20 protein-coding genes are annotated in these 15,603 nt (G+C 72.3%); 9 read left to right on the top strand and 11 right to left on the bottom strand.

Annotated features, from left to right (window positions below):
- Positions 1-6: 6 nt before the first annotated feature.
- Complete coding sequence (locus ABD241_RS13375; protein WP_344063291.1) at positions 7-306, bottom strand: DUF2249 domain-containing protein; 300 nt, start codon at positions 304-306, stop codon at positions 7-9.
- A 97-nt stretch (positions 307-403) separates the two neighbouring features.
- On the opposite strand from ABD241_RS13375, the gene ABD241_RS13370 reads away from it, so the two are divergent.
- The 3 genes from ABD241_RS13370 (at position 404) to ABD241_RS13360 (ending at position 2,594) form a co-directional block, all read left to right on the top strand.
- Complete coding sequence (locus ABD241_RS13370; protein ID WP_344063288.1) at positions 404-1,093, top strand: helix-turn-helix transcriptional regulator; 690 nt, start codon at positions 404-406, stop codon at positions 1,091-1,093.
- Positions 1,094-1,215: 122 nt separating this feature from the next.
- The gene (locus tag ABD241_RS13365) at positions 1,216-1,917 is read left to right on the top strand and encodes a haloacid dehalogenase type II (RefSeq protein ID WP_344063284.1); all 702 of its coding nucleotides are present in this window, start codon (positions 1,216-1,218) and stop codon (positions 1,915-1,917) included.
- A gap of 89 nt (positions 1,918-2,006) precedes the next feature.
- Positions 2,007-2,594 carry a DUF6529 family protein gene (locus ABD241_RS13360; protein WP_344063281.1) on the top strand — a complete coding sequence of 196 codons (588 nt, stop codon included), beginning with the start codon at positions 2,007-2,009 and terminating at the stop codon, positions 2,592-2,594.
- 54 nt (positions 2,595-2,648) lie between these two features.
- Here the strand turns inward: ABD241_RS13360 and ABD241_RS13355 are convergent, their stop codons facing one another.
- Positions 2,649-2,840: a hypothetical protein gene (locus tag ABD241_RS13355; protein ID WP_344063278.1), complete on the bottom strand. Its 192-nt coding sequence runs from the start codon at positions 2,838-2,840 to the stop codon at positions 2,649-2,651.
- Positions 2,841-2,864: 24 nt separating this feature from the next.
- On the opposite strand from ABD241_RS13355, the gene ABD241_RS13350 reads away from it, so the two are divergent.
- Positions 2,865-3,794: a YihY/virulence factor BrkB family protein gene (locus ABD241_RS13350; protein WP_344063275.1), complete on the top strand. Its 930-nt coding sequence runs from the start codon at positions 2,865-2,867 to the stop codon at positions 3,792-3,794.
- Positions 3,795-3,806: 12 nt separating this feature from the next.
- Here the strand turns inward: ABD241_RS13350 and ABD241_RS13345 are convergent, their stop codons facing one another.
- From ABD241_RS13345 to ABD241_RS13335, 3 genes are read right to left on the bottom strand one after another with little or no spacing between them, the layout of a single operon-like run.
- Positions 3,807-4,739 carry an acetamidase/formamidase family protein gene (locus tag ABD241_RS13345; protein ID WP_344063272.1) on the bottom strand — a complete coding sequence of 311 codons (933 nt, stop codon included), beginning with the start codon at positions 4,737-4,739 and terminating at the stop codon, positions 3,807-3,809.
- Between the two features lie 2 nt (positions 4,740-4,741).
- Positions 4,742-6,187 carry an APC family permease gene (locus tag ABD241_RS13340; protein ID WP_344063269.1) on the bottom strand — a complete coding sequence of 482 codons (1,446 nt, stop codon included), beginning with the start codon at positions 6,185-6,187 and terminating at the stop codon, positions 4,742-4,744.
- Between the two features lie 47 nt (positions 6,188-6,234).
- The gene (locus ABD241_RS13335; RefSeq protein ID WP_344063265.1) at positions 6,235-7,161 is read right to left on the bottom strand and encodes a proline iminopeptidase-family hydrolase; all 927 of its coding nucleotides are present in this window, start codon (positions 7,159-7,161) and stop codon (positions 6,235-6,237) included.
- Positions 7,162-7,251: 90 nt separating this feature from the next.
- On the opposite strand from ABD241_RS13335, the gene ABD241_RS13330 reads away from it, so the two are divergent.
- The gene (locus ABD241_RS13330; protein WP_344063262.1) at positions 7,252-8,004 is read left to right on the top strand and encodes a FadR/GntR family transcriptional regulator; all 753 of its coding nucleotides are present in this window, start codon (positions 7,252-7,254) and stop codon (positions 8,002-8,004) included.
- Here ABD241_RS13330 and ABD241_RS13325 read toward each other — a convergent pair.
- From ABD241_RS13325 to ABD241_RS13305, 5 genes are all read right to left on the bottom strand, one after another.
- Positions 7,955-8,566, bottom strand: a complete 612-nt coding sequence (locus tag ABD241_RS13325; RefSeq protein WP_344063259.1) for an SRPBCC family protein — start codon at positions 8,564-8,566, stop codon at positions 7,955-7,957. The genes ABD241_RS13330 and ABD241_RS13325 overlap by 50 nt on opposite strands.
- Before the next feature lie 13 nt (positions 8,567-8,579).
- Positions 8,580-9,326 (bottom strand): methyltransferase family protein, encoded by a 747-nt coding sequence (locus tag ABD241_RS13320; RefSeq protein ID WP_344063256.1) that lies wholly within the window; start codon positions 9,324-9,326, stop codon positions 8,580-8,582.
- 92 nt (positions 9,327-9,418) lie between these two features.
- A complete protein-coding gene (locus ABD241_RS13315) occupies positions 9,419-10,444 on the bottom strand; it encodes an alpha/beta fold hydrolase (RefSeq protein WP_344063253.1) in 1,026 nt (341 codons plus the stop codon).
- 135 nt (positions 10,445-10,579) lie between these two features.
- A complete protein-coding gene (locus tag ABD241_RS13310) occupies positions 10,580-11,425 on the bottom strand; it encodes a hypothetical protein (RefSeq protein ID WP_344063250.1) in 846 nt (281 codons plus the stop codon).
- A 48-nt stretch (positions 11,426-11,473) separates the two neighbouring features.
- Complete coding sequence (locus ABD241_RS13305; RefSeq protein ID WP_344063247.1) at positions 11,474-11,872, bottom strand: hypothetical protein; 399 nt, start codon at positions 11,870-11,872, stop codon at positions 11,474-11,476.
- Positions 11,873-12,063: 191 nt separating this feature from the next.
- Here ABD241_RS13305 and ABD241_RS13300 point away from each other — a divergent pair, with 191 nt between their 5' ends.
- The 4 genes from ABD241_RS13300 to ABD241_RS13285 are packed head-to-tail and all read left to right on the top strand — an operon-like array spanning position 12,064 to position 15,161.
- Positions 12,064-12,696 (top strand): dihydrofolate reductase family protein, encoded by a 633-nt coding sequence (locus tag ABD241_RS13300; RefSeq protein WP_344063245.1) that lies wholly within the window; start codon positions 12,064-12,066, stop codon positions 12,694-12,696.
- 55 nt (positions 12,697-12,751) lie between these two features.
- Complete coding sequence (locus tag ABD241_RS13295) at positions 12,752-13,267, top strand: nitroreductase family protein (RefSeq protein WP_344063242.1); 516 nt, start codon at positions 12,752-12,754, stop codon at positions 13,265-13,267.
- Between the two features lie 3 nt (positions 13,268-13,270).
- Positions 13,271-13,690 carry a VOC family protein gene (locus ABD241_RS13290; RefSeq protein WP_142181160.1) on the top strand — a complete coding sequence of 140 codons (420 nt, stop codon included), beginning with the start codon at positions 13,271-13,273 and terminating at the stop codon, positions 13,688-13,690.
- A 46-nt stretch (positions 13,691-13,736) separates the two neighbouring features.
- Positions 13,737-15,161 carry a glycosyltransferase gene (locus ABD241_RS13285; protein WP_344063237.1) on the top strand — a complete coding sequence of 475 codons (1,425 nt, stop codon included), beginning with the start codon at positions 13,737-13,739 and terminating at the stop codon, positions 15,159-15,161.
- 5 nt (positions 15,162-15,166) lie between these two features.
- Here the strand turns inward: ABD241_RS13285 and ABD241_RS13280 are convergent, their stop codons facing one another.
- Positions 15,167-15,562, bottom strand: a complete 396-nt coding sequence (locus tag ABD241_RS13280) for a VOC family protein (RefSeq protein WP_344063234.1) — start codon at positions 15,560-15,562, stop codon at positions 15,167-15,169.
- Positions 15,563-15,603: the final 41 nt, after the last annotated feature.

Genomic DNA, 15,603 nt, shown 5'->3' with positions numbered 1-15,603 from the left:
CGTCAGTCAGGCGCGGCGGCTGAGGCGCAGCGTCCAGGCGTCCGGCCCGCTCACGAGGTAGGTGACCTCGAAGGCGCCGTGCTCGCGCTCGGCGATCTGGGCGAGGAGCGGCTTGGGGTCGTGCGGGGCGACGAGGCGGAGCGACCCCCCGACCGGCACGGCCGTCAGCGCGCCGAAGACGGTGGCGTGTCGGATGGCGTGCGGGATGGCGCGCACGTCGAGCTCGGGCTCGCCGTCGTCGGTGCAACCGCAGCCGCACGCGGGCTTGCTGACGTCGGAGACGGGCAGAGGGTTGGACGCGGTCACGGGGGGGCTCCTCGGGGATGCGGGCTCGTCGGGCATTTATTACACTAGCCATGTGAAAAATAACCCCTCAGCCGATTCGGCGGCAAACCGGTCGGGTGTGCGCTCCGCCACGTCGGGGCCGATAGCGCTGCCGGAGCTGTCGGCCGCCCGGCTGCGGGTGCTGCAAGCCGCGTCGTCCCGCGGGGACACGGGCCAGGGCGCCACGGTCGGCGAGCTCGCCGACCAGCTGGGCGGCCACCCGAACACGACCCGGGCCCATCTCGGTGCCCTCGTCGCCGATGGGCTGCTCGACCGGGTCGCCCTGACCGGCGGTACGCGTGGGCGACCCGCGAACGCCTACCGGCTCACCGAGCGGGGACGCCTGGTCCTCGAGTCCTCGAGCGCGGCGGAGCCGGTGGCCACGGACGAGCTGGTGACGGCGATGGCCGAGCACCTGGCGACCACCCCGGACGCCGAGGCCCACGCCCGGGCGATCGGTCGACGGTGGGCCGCGCAGCTGGCGCAGGAGACCGGTGCCGGCGACGTGGCCCCTGCCGACCGCGTGGTCGCGATGCTGAGGACCGCGGGCTTCTCCCCGCAGCCCGAGCCGTCCGGCGACCTCGCCCTGCGCACCTGTCCGGTTCTCGCGTCGGCGCGGGCACACCCGGGCGTCGTGTGCACGATGCACGAGGAGATGCTCCGCGCGGCGCTGGCGGACGAGGGCGGTGCAGCGGCGGAGGACGTCCAGGTGAGCCTCGTGCCGTTCGCGCGAGAGGGAGCGTGCCTGGTCCACCTCCGGCGACGCTGACCCTTCACCCAGCCCTCGCCCGGCTCCGGGCGCACCCGGCCGCCCACTCGTCTGTGCGACCCAGCCGGCGAGCCGGGCGGGTCGCGTGGCAGGCCGGAGGCAGCGGGCACAGGATGAGGGACATGACCTCCACCCCACCTCCGACCCTCGAGCGCCGCCCGCGCCTCCTGATCTTCGACGTCAACGAGACGCTGTCCGACATGACGCACCTCGGTGACCGCTTCGTCGAGGTCGGGGTGCCGCCCTACCTCGCGGCTCCCTGGTTCGCGGGACTGCTGCGAGACGGCTTCGCGCTGACCGTCACCGGGCACAACCCGTCGTTCGCCGACGTCGCCCACGCGTCCCTGCGCACCGTCCTCCATGACAAGGCCAACGTCGAGGCGGCGAGCCGCCACGTCATGGCGGGCTTCCTCGAGCTGCCGCTGCACGACGACGTGCGGGACGGCATACGCGCCCTGGCCGGCATGGGGCTGCGCCTGGTCACCCTCAGCAACGGGTCGGCCGACGTCGCGGAGGGCCTCCTCGCGCGCGGCGGCATCCGGGACCACTTCGAACGCGTGCTCTCGGTCGAGGACGCACCGGCGTGGAAGCCGGCTGCCTCCGCGTACGCGTACGCCCTCCGCGAGTGCGGCGTCGCACCCGAGGACGCCATGCTGGTCGCCGTCCACCCGTGGGACGTCCACGGCGCCAAGGCGGCCGGGCTCCTCGCCGCGTGGGTCGACCGCGTGGGCGCGCCGTACCCGGAGCCGATGTATGCCGCCGACATCGTCGCGACGTCCCTCACCGACCTCGCGAGCCGGCTCGAGAGCCTGCCCGCCTCTTGAGGATCGACGCGGACGCTTCGCGCAGCGGGCCGGCAGGGCGCTTGGCCATTCGCCTGCCGGTGGGACGACCGCCGGAGCATCCTGACTGAATGGCAGACAGTGCAGCGCCGAGGAACATGACCGTCCCCCTGGTCGGGTTCGCCGCCGGGGCCGTCGTGGCCCTGCTCGTCGGCGTCTTCGGCAAGGTGCACGACCCCACGCTCGCCGGCACGACGGCCTTCGGCTTCGGATCCGTCATCGCCATGAAGATCGCGCTGTCCATCGTGGTCGGAGTTCTCGCCGTGCTCCAGCTCGTCGGGGCGCTGTGGCTCTACGACCGGCTCGGCGTCAGGGCCCCCGCCTGGCTCGGCACCGCCCACCGCATCTCCGGTGCCGTCGCGTTCCTGCTCATCGTGGTCGTCGCGTACCACTGCCTGTGGGCGATCGGCCTGGAGACCGGGAGCTTCGCGTCCGGCGGGTCCGTGCCGACGCGCACGGTCGTGCACGGCGTGCTCGGCTGCGTCGCCATCGGTGCCCTGGTGGTCAAGGTGGTGGCGGTGCGGGCCAGGCGGGCGCCAGGGTGGTTCCTGCCGGTGGCGGGGGGCCTGCTCTTCACGGTCGTCGTGGCCGTCGTGCTGACGTCCGCCGTCTGGTACGTCGCTGCCAACGGCTGGCCCGGGTCAGCCGGCTACGGCTGACCCGCTCATGGACCGGTAGCGGTCCGGCTCGAGCGCCTGCGCGCCTCGGGTCCGTCAGGCGGGGAAGGGGAACGTGAAGCCCGGGAAGTGGGCCGTGCGGATCTCGTCGAACACCATGGAGGCGACGAGGAGCACGACCACGGCGTTCACGGCGTTGGCGAAGGTCCTGACTGAGCGCCAGGACCCCGTGCAGGGTACGAGACCGGTGTGGCCCTCGAGCGGCTGGATCGGTTCCAGCGCAGACATCGCGCAGCGAACTTCCCGATCGCGGTGCTCTACAAGTACTTCGACGACTCGGGGCCCTACCTTGCCGCGCTCATCGCCTACTACGGGTTCGTGTCGCTGTTCCCGCTGCTGCTGGTGCTCGCCACCGTGCTCGGTCTGGTCCTCGCCGGCAACCCGGACCTGCAGCAGCGGGTGATCCACTCGGCGGTGGCCGAGTTCCCGGTGGTCGGCGCACAGCTGGGCGAGCCCCGGCGGCTCGGCGGTGGCGCGACAGGCCTCGTCGTCGGCATCCTCGTCTCGCTCTACGGCGGCCTCGGCGTCGCGCAGGCCGCGCAGTACGCCATGAACACCGCCTGGCGGGTGCCGCGCAACGACCGACCCAACCCCTTCAAGGCGCGCGGCCGCAGCCTCGTCCTCCTCGCCACGGTGGGCGTCGCGATCCTCGGCACCATGGTGCTGTCGGCGGTGGGCACCCCGGGGTCGGGGTCCTCGCAGGTGGTCGTCAAGGTGCTGACTCTCGCTGCCGGCGTGCTGCTCAACGCCGCCCTGTTCGTCTTCGCCTTCCGCTTCGCCACCACCCGCCCGCTGTCGGTGGGGGACGTGTTGCCGGGTGCGCTGGGGGCGGCTGTCGGCTGGCAGCTGCTCCAGTCCTTCGGCGTCGTGTTCGTCTCGCACGTCGTGAGGAACGCGAGCGCCACCAACAGCGTCTTCGCGGTGGTCCTGGGCCTGCTCGCCTTCCTCTACCTGGCGGCGGCGATGGTGGTCCTCTGCGTGGAGGTCAACGTCGTCCGGGCCGACGGCCTGCACCCGCGAGCCCTGCTGACGCCGTTCACCGACGACGTGACGCTGACGCCTGCCGACCGGCGGGCCTACACGGAGCAGGCGCAGGCCGAGCGGACCAAGGGGTTCGAGGAGGTCGACGTGACCTTCCGCCCCCACGGGTCCCAGCACGACGGCGAGCGCCGGGACCCGTGAGCCGGATGCACCTCAGGCGAGGTCGAGGTAGCGCTTCGCGATGCGCGCCAGCGTGACCTGCCCGATGGCCCGGAAGGGGTGCAGCGGGTCGGGGGTCTCGGATCCCGTGGGCCCACCGAGCTCGGTGTGGGCGAGGGCGCTCATGACCGTGTACGCGTCGCCCTTGCTGTAGCCGTGCTCCTCGGTGAGCACGGCGAAGAGGTCCTCGTACGCGCGGTCGATGGAGTCCTGGACCGGGTCACCCAGGCCGACGCAGACGAGCTCGTCACCGGTGTCGATCCGCGGTGCGCGCAGCCCCATGCCCTTGACGAGGTCGACGCTGACGGTGGCCCGCCCGGCGATCTCGATCGCGACGAAGGAGCTCTCGCCGCGGCTCATGACGGCGTGCAGGTCGCCGATGGCGAGCCGGGCGCCCTCGACCTTGACCGGCAGGTAGACGGTGGAGCCGGGCCTCGCGTCGGTGAGGTCCATGTTGCCGCCGGTCGGGTAGGACGGCATGACGGTGGACATCTCACCCTCGGCGGGCGCCACGCCGATGCACCCGATCATCGGGGCGACGGCACAGGTCACCCGGTCGGTGAGCTGCGCGCTCCCGTCGTGGACGGGCACGCGGCGTACGTACCACTCCTCGCCCATCGGGCGGGCGAGCGCGCCCGCCCCGGGGATGTAGACGGACCAGCCGTGCTCGGCCATCTCGATGTCGTGGATCGTCACCGCCAGGGCATCGCCGGGCTCGGCCCCGGTCACGTGGACGGGGCCGGTGACGGGGTTGATCGTCGCCGTGACCTTCGCGAGGTCGCGCAGCTGCTCCATCTGGGCGTATGCCGCGTCGTCGGTCTCGAAGCTGATGCGCTCCCCCGTGCCCGGCTCGATGGTGAGCACCGGCTCGTGCTCGGCCGAGTAGCCGGCGTGCGCGTGGTCCTTGGTGATCAGGTGGGTGCTCATGGTCAGCCCTTCTGCTCGGCGGCGGGGTGGAGCTCGGCGAGGGTGTCCGGCGAGGTGCCCGCGGCGTCGGCGCGGTGCTCGGGCAGGATGCCGATTCCCTTGCGGCTGTAGTACGCCAGCACGACGACACCGATCACGAGCCAGGCCAGGCCGCCGATCTTGGCGGCAGGCTCGGCGTTCCAGAGCACGAAGCCGATGATGAGGAAGCCGATGACCGGGCCGACCCAGTGCAGGACGACGTTGCGCGACTTGCGGCGGACGCCGTAGTAGGTCATGACGGACAGGTGCAGCAGCAGGAACGAGGTGAGGGCACCGAAGTTCACCAGCGAGGTGATGAGCCCGATCTGGCCGACGAAGAAGAGGCCGAGCACGAGGGTGATGCCGGCGACGAGCAGGATGGCGCGCTCGGGCACCTTGCTCCGGGTGTTGATGTGCGCCAGGAAGCGGGGCAGCTGGCCGTCGCGGCTCATCGAGAACAGCAGGCGCGAGGTGGCGCTCTGGGCCGCCACGGCGTTGGCGATGCCGACGGCCAGGGCGTTCATGGCCAGGAACGCGATCTGCCACCCGTTGCTGCTGATCCGGCCGACGATGTCGAAGAACGCGTTGCCTGCCTGGTCGTCCGGGAACGAGGTGGTGTTCGGGATGAGCATGCCCGCGAGCCAGGTCTGGCTGATGAAGAAGAAGGCGACGAGGAAGAGGCCGCCGATCATGGCCTTCCCGGCGGAGCGGTGGCCGCCCTTGCTCTCCTCGGCCAGGGTGGCGATGCCGTCGAAGCCGAGGAACGACAGCACGGCGATCGACAGCGCCGTGCCGACGAGGGGTGCCGAGAAGTTGGCGGAGTCGAAGATCGGCTTGGCCGTGACGTGCGCGCCGTCGGTCCCGTGGGCGATGGCGACGACGGCCATCACGGCGAAGATGACGAGGAAGAGCACCTCGGCGGTGAGGAAGAGCCTGTTCACGAGGGCGGTGAAGGAGATGCCGACGTAGTTGATGGCGGTGTTGAGCGCCAGGAAGATCAGGATCCACGCCCACTTCGGCACGGCCGGGAAGATGCCGGACATCGACTCGGCGGCGAAGACGTAGAGCAGCGTCGGCACGAGCAGGTAGTCGAGCAGGATCGTCCAGCCGGCGATGAAGCCGAGCTTGGGGTGCATCCCGCGGCCGACGTACGCGTAGACCGAGCCGGCGATGGGGAAGGCCCGGCTCATCTGGGCGTAGGACAGCGCGGTGAAGATCATCGCGACGAGGCCGATGAGGTAGACGAGGGGCACCATGCCCTTCGCCTCGTTGTAGACGGTGCCGTAGATGGCCCACGGCGCGATCGGCACCATGAACACGAGGCCGTAGATGAGCAGGTCGGTCGTGGAGAGCCCACGGCTCAGCTCCTGCTTGTAGCCGAACTCGGTGAGGTCCCCCTCACCGAGCGTGTGACTGTCGACGTTGGACATGCGTGACCTCCGGGTCGGGTGGGCTGGGACGTCGGGTGGGCGCAGGGTCAGTCGTGCTGGGCGAGGAAGGACTCGACGACGTCGAGGAAGGCGTCGGGCTCCTCGACGTGCGGCATGTGGCTGGACTCGGGGAAGACGTGCGAGCGCACGTCGGGGATGCGCTCCACGAACGGCTCCCACACCAGGGGCATGGCCTCGTCGTGCGCGCCGGCGACGACGAGCGTCGGGACGCGTATGCCGTCGAGCCGGTCGACGACCGACCAGTCCTTGAGCGACCCGACCACGTGGAACTCCGAGGGCCCGTTCATCGTGTGGTAGACGGTGGGCTCGGCCTCGATCTGGGCGAAGGAGTCGGTCACCTCGGGCGGGTTGGGCACGACCCGACACACGTGGCGGTCGTAGAAGACCTTCTCGGCGGCTGCGTACTGCGGCGAGTCGGTGGTGCCCGCCTCCTCGTGCTCCAGCAGGGTCTGCTGCACGTCGGCGGGCAGCTCCCCGCGCAGGGTGTTGGCTGCCTCGAGCCACAGCTCCATGGAGGCCGGCGAGTCGCAGATGGTGAGGCTGCGGATGCCGGCGTCGTCGGCGAGGACGACCTCGGGACCGAGCATCCCGCCCCACGACTGGCCGAGCAGGTGGAAGCGTCGGTCGATGCCGAGGGCCTCGACGAGGTTGCGCAGCTCGTCGACGAAGAGCTGCGGGGTCCAGAAGTCGACGGGGGCGTCGGGCAGGTGGGTGCTCCCGCCGCAGCCGAGCTGGTCGTAGTGCACGACCGCCCGGCCGCGCCCGGCGAGGTTGGCCATCATCAGGGTGTAGTTGTGGGCGGCGCCGGGACCGCCGTGGAGCACGACGAGGGGCGCCTGCTCGGCGTCCGGGTCGAGCTCGCCGGTGATGCGGTACCACGTCCGGTGGCTGCGGAAGTCGACCTCGCCCTCGGTGGTGGGGTCGGGGAAGCGCGCGTCGCGCGTCGTTGCCATGGGTCCTCCTCGGGTGAACCAGGCCAAAGTGGACCAGATAAATGGTCTGGTGACAAGACCTTTGACAGCGGGATGCCTAGACTTGCGCTCGTGCAGAGCGATCCGGAGCGGGACGACGGGGATGCCGTCGCCCTGCTCGGCGGCGGCCCGCGGACCAAGGCCACGTCCTTGACCGACCGGCTCATCACGGCCATCGCCGTCGGCGAGTACTCCCCCGGCGAGCGCCTGCCGCCGGAGCGCGACCTGGCCGCCTCGCTCGGGGTCAGCCGGGCGACGGTGCGCCAGGCCCTGCAGCACGTTACCGAGCTGGGGCTCATCGAGACCCGACGCGGGCGCGCCGGCGGGGCCTTCGTCGCCTCGGCGTCGTGGGAGGACGTCGCACCGGACGTCGCCCGGCGCACGCTCGAGACCGAGATCCCGCGGCTGCTCGACCTCTACGACTACCGGTGCATGGCGGAGGGCATGATCGCCCGCGCCGCGGCGGAGCGGCGCACGGCCGACGACGTCGCAGCGCTGGAGAAGGCCCTCGAGGAGTTCCGGGCCGCGACGTCGATGACACAGGCCCGCAACGCCGACCGGCGGCTGCACGGGCTCATCACGGCCGCGGCGCGCAACCCGCACCTGACCTCGCTCAGCGCCCACCTCACGGCAGCGGCCACGCTCGGCTTCGGCCTCGAGCCATACACTCGCGAGTTCTACGACGAGGCGCTCGCCCAGCACGTCGAGCTGGTGGGCCATGTGGTGCGCGGTGAGGCCGACGCGGCGAACCGGTGCGCGCAGGCGCACTTCCGGCTCACGCTCGAGACCATGCGCGCCGGCCTGCAGCGCGCCCGCGGCGGCTGACGGGCTGCACGCGGCCGCCGCCCGGCTGGCGTGAGCCGGTCCGTTGCGGGTTCTCGGCCGCGAGCGCACGCTCGAGGGAGACCAGGGTGTGGGTCCGCTCCCGGCTCACCATCCAGGCGACGGCGCGCCTGAACAACCGCATCGGTCCGTACAGCTCGGCCTCGGCCGTGTGGTGCACCACCGTCCAACCGCAGTCGAAGGCGCGGTCGGTGGCGCGGTCGGTGGCGCGGTCGGTGGCGCCGTCGGCGAAGGGCTCGAGGGCGTAGCTCGGCCGCGCCTGCACCACTGGTCGGCCGAACCAGCAGAGCGTCTCGCGGAACGCGAGCCGCGAGGCCGGGTCGTGCACGATCACCTCCCCGACGAAGGCGCCCATCCGGGTGTGGTCGACATACGTCGTGCCGGAGCGGACGGGCGGCGGTGACGTCAGCTCGACCCTCCCGAACACCCCGTCGCGATGCATCCACCGGCTGTAGCCGGGCAGGTCGGTGAGGCACTCGAACACCTCGGACGCGGGCCGACGGACCACCGTCCGCGACTCGAACCGGACCACGCTCGTACCCATGACCCCTCCTCGGTCAGAGCTCGTTCACCCGGGCGCCCGGAACGGCACGTCGGCGCACCGGGAGGAGCGCCGGGGTGCGACGGGCGTAGTCGACGTACGGCGCGCCGATGGAACGCCGCAGGTCGGCCTCCTCGAAGCGGATCCCCACGAGGATGTATGCCGTCGCCGCCGCGGCGAACAGCAGGTGACCGCCGCTCATGGTGGGTGTCGCCCAGAACGCGACGAGCAGCCCGAGCATGAGCGGGTGTCGCACGAGCGCGTAGAGCCCGCGCGTCGTGAAGCCCGGCGGCACGTAGTCGCGGGCCCCGGCCTGCCTCAGGCCGACGAGGTCGAGGTGGTCGACGAGGAACGTCGACGCGACGGCGAGCGCCCAGCCGGCCAGGTAGAGCGTCCACAGCAGGCCACGCCACGGCTGCGCGCTCACGTCCCACAGCGTGCCGCCGACGGGACGCCACTGCCAGAACACCAGCGCGAGCAGCAGGTCGGCCGACAGGACGTAGGTGCTGCGCTCTGCCGCGGCGGGCACGAACCGGGTCAGGACGCGTTTCGCCGAGGGGCGCGCCATGACGGAGTGGTGCACCGCGAACGCGCCGAGCAGCGCGAGGTCGACCGCGATCGCCGCGCCGGTCGCGACCCTCGGCCCGTGATCGATGCCGACGACGACGCCGACGTCGGCGACGAAGGCGACCGCCCACGCGAGCACGGCCACGAACAAGACGTACGCGAGGGCGGCATACCCAAGCAGGAGAGTGCGTTTCATGCTCCGAGCGTCGTCCTTTCGGCGGCCGCCGTCAGCCGTGGAAACACGGCACGTGGGCGGCCCACCCGCCCCCCGCGGCCCGTGCTGGGCACTCAGGGGTAGGTGGTGGCATACCAGGCGGCGACCTGCGCGCGGGAGCGGAAGCCCAGTCGGGCTCGGATGCGGTCCACGTGCGACTCCACCGACCGCTCACTCAGGACGAGCTCCCGGGCGATGGCGCGGTTGCTCAGACCGTCAGCCACCAGGCGCGCGACCTGCAGCTGCCGGGCGGTCAGGACGGCGGCCGCGGACGGCGGCGCGGGCGGGAGCGCCGGGAGGTCCAGGCACTCGCGGATGACGGCGAGCAGGCCGTCGACGTCGCCGTCGAAGGGCATGTGCGCGCGACCCGGAAGCAGGGTGAGCTGCGCCCCCGGTATGCCGTCCGCCAGCCGGCGTGCCTCTCGGACGGGTGCGGCCCGGTCCCCCTCGCGGTGGATCACGTACGTCCGGGCACCGATCCCCGCCAGGTCGTCGGCGACACTCATCGAGTAGCACGCACCGAGGAGGCGCTCGGCGTCGCTGGCCGACGCCGAATGCCGCTGGTGCGCGGCCAGCGACGCGCGGAAGGCGGCGTCTGCGTCGGGGGCGAAGAACCCTGTGAGCAGCTCCGAGCCCAGGCCCCAGTGCTCGCGCACCAGGCCCAGCATGTGGGCTCGCACGACAGGGTCCGCGATGCGGTCGCCGTCCACCCAACCGCCGTACAGCACAAGGCGATCGACAGTCTCGGGTCTCGATCGGGCCCAGGTGACGGCGAGCGGGACCGACATCGACGTTCCCAGAACGTCGAAGCGTTCGAGTCCCAACCGGGCGGTGACCGCGGCGATCACCTCGAGCTCGAGCCCGACGAGGTCACGGTCCGGCGCCGGGTCGGAGAGGCCACAGCCCGGGCGGTCGTAGCGGACGAGAGTGCGGCCCTGCGAAAGGCCTTCGTAGAAGCGGCGTTCCGGCGCCAGCGCCCACCCGAGCTCCAGGTGGGAGACCCATCCCGGGACGAAGAGCAGCGGCGGACCGCCTCCGCTCGTCGCGTAGGCGACCCGCGTCCCGCCGGCAAGACGGACCGCGCCGATGGCCTGCCCCACGACCGCACTGTAACAACCGCCCGAGACGCGGAGGATGACTCCATGAGCACCACCGACCTCACTGGAGGTGGGCGTCCGCGGCACCGGCACCGGGTGGGTGCGGGCGGGCTGCCGGACCGAGGTAGCGCCACCGCTTCAACGCTCCTGCAAGAGGTGCTGTGCCACGACCTCCCAGGCGTGGTCCCGCTCGCCGGCCGCCCACCGACTGCCGGAGAGGGCCACCTGTGCGAGCCGACCACCCACGGCGAGGAACGCGACGTCGGCGGGGCCCGTCTGCGTCCCGATCGTCGCGGTGTGCCCCTCCAGGCCGGAGACGACCCGGGCGCCGGCCGGCGCGCAGATGTCGAAGACCCGCCGCTCGAACGCGACCGCGCCGCGCGGGTCGCCCTCCGGCAAGGCGTACTCGGCGTAGGTGAACGAGCGCTTCGACGGCCCGAGGCCAGGGCCGCCTTCCGAGGACTGCGTCCGGGCCGCGGACGCCCCCTCCACGACCTTGACCTGGCGTGCGCCGAACGTGAGGAGGAACTCCGTCGGGTCGGGATCGGCCCAGGTCGTCGCGTCGCGGCAGCTGAACCTCTCCGGGAGGGTGGCGCCGCAGGCGGGGTCCGACGCGTCGCGCCCGGGTCGGATCACGCGCACGCTCACGGTCCCGGGGAACGCCTGGGGGAACAGCTGCGGGCCGGGCAGGGCACTGCGACGGCTGTCCAGCCGCTCGTTCACGCACTCGACCGCCTCGGGAGCGGCGGTCATCCCGTCGATGGTGGTCAGCACCGGGGCGGGGCTGGCGAGCAGTGGCGTGCGGTCGACTCCCGGTGGCATCGCCGCGGTGCAGGCCGACAGCGTCACGGCGGCCACGGCGAGCCCGGCCCGGGCTGCCGTGCCGGCCGAGGCTGCGCGCCTGGCGCCTGCGGACGCGCGGAGGATTCCGCCCAGCCGCAGCGTCGTGCGGCGTCCGGGCGGCCCGTCGCCGCCGTTGCCCACGGTTCCAGCCTAGACGCGACCAGCCCCCTCCCGATCGTCGCGGACGAGTCACGCCGCGAGCAGGATCCCGACGAGCAGCGCGGCCACGGCCGTGAGTCCGGTCAGCGCGCCGAAGACCGCCATCGCCCGGCGCGAACGGGCTCGGGCGTGCACGAAGGCGGTCACCCCGGAGGCGACCACGAGCGTGTACTTCAGCATCAGGGTGCGCTGGTAGGCCGGTCCCTTGTCCCCCTCGGCCACGACGTTCCAGATGCCGGTGAGCAGCAGGACCCCGAACGCCGGCCAGGCGATGCGGTTGAAGGCGTTCGCCGCCGCCTTCGGCACGTCCGCCCCGGCCGCCCGGAGCGCCGGGACCAGGGCTGCGAGGGTGATCTGGCCGCCGACCCAGACCGTGGCAGCCAGGACGTGCAGGAACAGGCGCAGCGTCTCCACGTCGACAGCCCTCATGTCGCACAAGGCTGCCAGTCGGCTGTCGACCCCTCGTCGGGAGGGGGACGATCCGACGCAGGGCGAGCGGACGGCATACGCGAGCGGACGGCATACGACGGCGCGGCCGCGCCGTCGAAGGAGCATCATCGTGTCACCGCCCGAGGACCGGCTGAGGGCAGTCGACGCGCACCGACCCCAGGAGGACACCGATGTCACTCACCCGGATCCACAACTTCTCCGTCTCACTCGACGGCTTCGGCACCGGTGAGCCGCAGAGCGCCGAGGCGCCCTTCGGGCACGCGGGCCAGCGGCTGCACCAGTGGATGATGGCCACCCGCTCCTGGGACCCGACCGGCACCGCCGGAGTCGACGACGCCTTCGCCGAGCGCCACGACCCTGGCATCGGCGCGGAGATCATGGGTGCCAACAAGTTCGGGCCGCCCGGCTGGCAGGACGACCCGGGATGGGACGGCTGGTGGGGACCGAACCCGCCCTTCCACACGCCCACCTTCGTGCTCACCCACCGTCCCCGGCCCTCGATCGAGATGGAGGGCGGCACCACGTTCCACTTCCTCGAGGCCTCCCCCGCCGAGGCGCTCGAGACGGCTCGCGCCGCCGCCGGCGGACAGGACGTACGGATCGGCGGTGGGGTCACCGTCGTGCGCGACTTCCTCCTCGCCGGCCTCGTCGACCACATGCACCTGGTCGTGGTCCCGATCGTGCTCGGCCGCGGCGTCCGTCTCTGGGACGGCCTGGAGGCCGTCGAGGAGGGCTTCGACGTCGAGGCGGTCTCGGCCCCGAGCGGCGTCACCCACCTCACCTTCACGCGCAAGACCCCCTGACCCGCTGGCCGGCAAACCGCCGCCACGCCCCGCGCTCTCGGCGCACGATGGCTCCATGGAGACCTGGGACGCCATGCGGGCGCGACGCAATGTCCGGCAGTTCACCGACCAGCCCGTTCCCGAGGAGGCGCTCGACCGCATCCTGGAGGCCGGCCGGCGCACCCCCTCGGCGAGCAACTGGCAGCCGTGGGACTTCGTCCTCGTCACAGACCGAGCGCAGCTCGTCGAGCTGGCGAAGGTCTGGCAGGGTGCGCAGCACGTCGCCCGAGCGGCGGCCGCCATCGCGATCGTGGCGCCGGTGCCGGAGGACGACCGGCGCTCCGCCATCCTCCACTACGACCTCGGCCAGGCCACCTACGCCATGATGGTCGCCGCGGCCGACCAGGGCGTCGGCACGGGCCATGCCGCCGCGCTCGACCAGGACCAGGCCCGGGCCGTCCTCGGCTTCCCCGAGGGCCACTTCCTGGCCTACCTCCTCTCGGTGGGCTACCCGTCGGACAAGCCGCTGCGCGTCATCGAGCGGCTGGACCGGCGCCCCTTCGACGAGGTCGTGCACCGGGGACGGTGGTGACCGGTGGAGACCCAGCTGAGCATGCTCGTCCTCGAGGTCCGTGACCTCGAGGCGTCCGTCGCGTTCTACCGCGACCTGGGCCTCGAGGTCCCCGATCCACAGCCCGGCCGACCGCTCGTCATCCACCGGATGGGCAGCGGCGTGAGCCTGCTGCTGACGACCTCCTTCGCAGCCACCTACGACCCGGCGTGGACGCGCCCGGCCGGGGGCTACCAGCAGCTGCTCGAGTTCTACGTCGGCGACGACGCCTCCGTCGATCGACGGTGGGCCGACCTCGTCGCGGCAGGTCACCCCGGCCGTATGCCGCCCACGCAGACCGCCGGCCCCTACGCCGCCATGGTCGACGACCCCGACGGCAACGTCGTCCTCCTCACCTCCGACGAGGGGGCCCGCGTCGACGGGGCCGCGCCCGGGACGAGTTGAGGGCAGAACGCCCACACAGGGCGCCCGTCGGGTTCACGATGAGGGTATGCGTGAGGTTTCGGTAGGTGCCGTAGCGCTCGACCGCTTCGCCCAGGTCCTCCCGCCCGAGCGGGTGGCCCTCCTGAGCGAGGCGGGTCGACGCACGGCCGAGGCGTTGGCGGGGCGCACCGTGTGGAACGTCAGCTCCACCGAGCGCGGTGGCGGGGTGGCCGAGATGCTGCAGACGCTGGTCGGCTACGGGCGAGGCGCGGGGATCGACACCCGATGGTTCGTCATCACGGGCGACGACAGGTTCTTCGCCGTCACCAAGCGTCTGCACAACCTGCTGCACGGGTTCCGCGGCGACCTGGACCACCTCGACCCGGCCGACCAGGACCACTACCGCGAGGTGCTCGCCCGCAACCTCGAGGGGTGGCAGGGCCAGGTGAGCCCGGGCGACATCGTGCTGCTGCACGACCCGCAGACCGCGGGCATGGCGCAGGCGCTCCGCGAGCACGGCGCCCACGTCATCTGGCGCTCCCACATCGGGTCGGACCGGTCCAACGCCTACACCGACCGGGGGTGGACGTTCCTGCGACCGTTCATCGAGAGCGCGGAGGCCTGCGTCTTCTCCCGTAAGGAGTACGCGCCGCCCTGGCTGACGCCCCAGGTCACCGTCGTCCCGCCGTCGCTCGACCCGTTCAGCGCGAAGAACGCCCCGATGGCGACCCACAGCATCCGCGGGGCCCTGGACCGGGCCGGCATCGTCCGGCGGTCCGACGGGGACGGCAACCTCGCCTTCGTCCGCCGCGACGGCACGGCGGGCACGGTCCGCGCGCACCGCGGGCTGCTCGTGGACGAGGACCGGCCTCTCCCTCCGGACGCGGAGGTGCTGCTGCAGGTCAGCCGGTGGGACCACCTCAAGGACATGGCCGGCGTGCTCACTGCGTTCACCGACCACCTGGACCTGTTCCCGCAGAACGTGCACCTGCTGCTCGTGGGTCCGGACGTGCGCGGGGTGACCGATGACCCCGAGGGCGCCCAGGTGCTCGAGGAGTGCCGGGAGCTGCGCGCCGGGCTCCCGCCCTCGAAGCGCGAGCGGGCGCACCTGTGCTGCCTGCCCATGGACGACGTCGACGAGAACGCCCACCTCGTCAACGCCCTGCAACGGCACGCGACCGTCGTGGCGCAGAAGAGCCTGATGGAGGGCTTCGGGCTCACCGTCACCGAGCCGATGTGGAAGCAGCGGCCCCTCGTCGCCTCGGCCGTCGGCGGCATCGTCGACCAGATCGTCGACGGCGTCAGCGGCGTGCTGCTCGACGACCCGACCGACCTGGAGCGCTTCGCCACCCTGGCCGCGGGCCTGTTCGCGGACCCCGGGCGGCGCCAGCAGCTGGGGGCGGCCGCCCACGACCGGGTGCTCCGTCAGTTCCTCGGCGACCGGCACCTCCTGCAGTACGGCGAGCTGTTCACCTCACTCGCCAGCGGCTGACCGGCTCAGGCCTCCGGGAAGCCGGAGTCCAGGCAGAGGATGTTGCCCTCGCTGTCCTTGAACCAGGCGGCCTTGCCCATGTCGCCCAGGTCGGCGATGCCGTCGTCCCACTGGACGCCGGGCATCTCGTAGGTCTCCAGCGCGACGCCCTTGGCCTGCAGGGCGCGAGCCTCGGCTACGACGTCCTCGACGTGGAACTGGGCGACGGTGTGGCCGGCCTGACCCGCGTACTCGGTCTGGTAGACGCTGAACTCGGTCCCGCCGTCGGTGCGGTAGACGAGCATCCCGGCCTCCTCCAGCTCGGTGACCGGCTTCAGGTCGAGCGCTTCGGCGTAGAACGACCGTGCCCGTGCGAGGTCGGCCGCGGGGATGTTGGCGGTGACGGAGGCTTTGGTGAGCATGAGCCCCTCCCTGGGGTGGGTTGAGGGCCGATCGGGCGATG

It is taken from the genome of Terrabacter lapilli, from assembly GCF_039531305.1.
Classification (GTDB): Bacteria; Actinomycetota; Actinomycetes; order Actinomycetales; family Dermatophilaceae; genus Terrabacter; species Terrabacter lapilli.
Note: the sequence above shows the minus strand (reverse complement) of the source record. Positions and strands in the feature narration are given on the sequence as shown.

Coding starts and splice junctions, on each gene's coding strand:
- ABD241_RS13365 (WP_344063284.1), top strand. CDS start 1,216: ATGACCTCCACCCCACCTCCGACCCTCGAGCGCCGCCCGCGCCTCCTG.
- ABD241_RS13360 (WP_344063281.1), top strand. CDS start 2,007: ATGGCAGACAGTGCAGCGCCGAGGAACATGACCGTCCCCCTGGTCGGG.
- ABD241_RS13355 (WP_344063278.1), bottom strand. CDS start 2,840: ATGTCTGCGCTGGAACCGATCCAGCCGCTCGAGGGCCACACCGGTCTC.
- ABD241_RS13345 (WP_344063272.1), bottom strand. CDS start 4,739: ATGAGCACCCACCTGATCACCAAGGACCACGCGCACGCCGGCTACTCG.
- ABD241_RS13340 (WP_344063269.1), bottom strand. CDS start 6,187: ATGTCCAACGTCGACAGTCACACGCTCGGTGAGGGGGACCTCACCGAG.
- ABD241_RS13335 (WP_344063265.1), bottom strand. CDS start 7,161: ATGGCAACGACGCGCGACGCGCGCTTCCCCGACCCCACCACCGAGGGC.
- ABD241_RS13325 (WP_344063259.1), bottom strand. CDS start 8,566: ATGGGTACGAGCGTGGTCCGGTTCGAGTCGCGGACGGTGGTCCGTCGG.
- ABD241_RS13320 (WP_344063256.1), bottom strand. CDS start 9,326: ATGAAACGCACTCTCCTGCTTGGGTATGCCGCCCTCGCGTACGTCTTG.
- ABD241_RS13305 (WP_344063247.1), bottom strand. CDS start 11,872: ATGAGGGCTGTCGACGTGGAGACGCTGCGCCTGTTCCTGCACGTCCTG.
- ABD241_RS13300 (WP_344063245.1), top strand. CDS start 12,064: ATGTCACTCACCCGGATCCACAACTTCTCCGTCTCACTCGACGGCTTC.
- ABD241_RS13295 (WP_344063242.1), top strand. CDS start 12,752: ATGGAGACCTGGGACGCCATGCGGGCGCGACGCAATGTCCGGCAGTTC.
- ABD241_RS13285 (WP_344063237.1), top strand. CDS start 13,737: ATGCGTGAGGTTTCGGTAGGTGCCGTAGCGCTCGACCGCTTCGCCCAG.
- ABD241_RS13280 (WP_344063234.1), bottom strand. CDS start 15,562: ATGCTCACCAAAGCCTCCGTCACCGCCAACATCCCCGCGGCCGACCTC.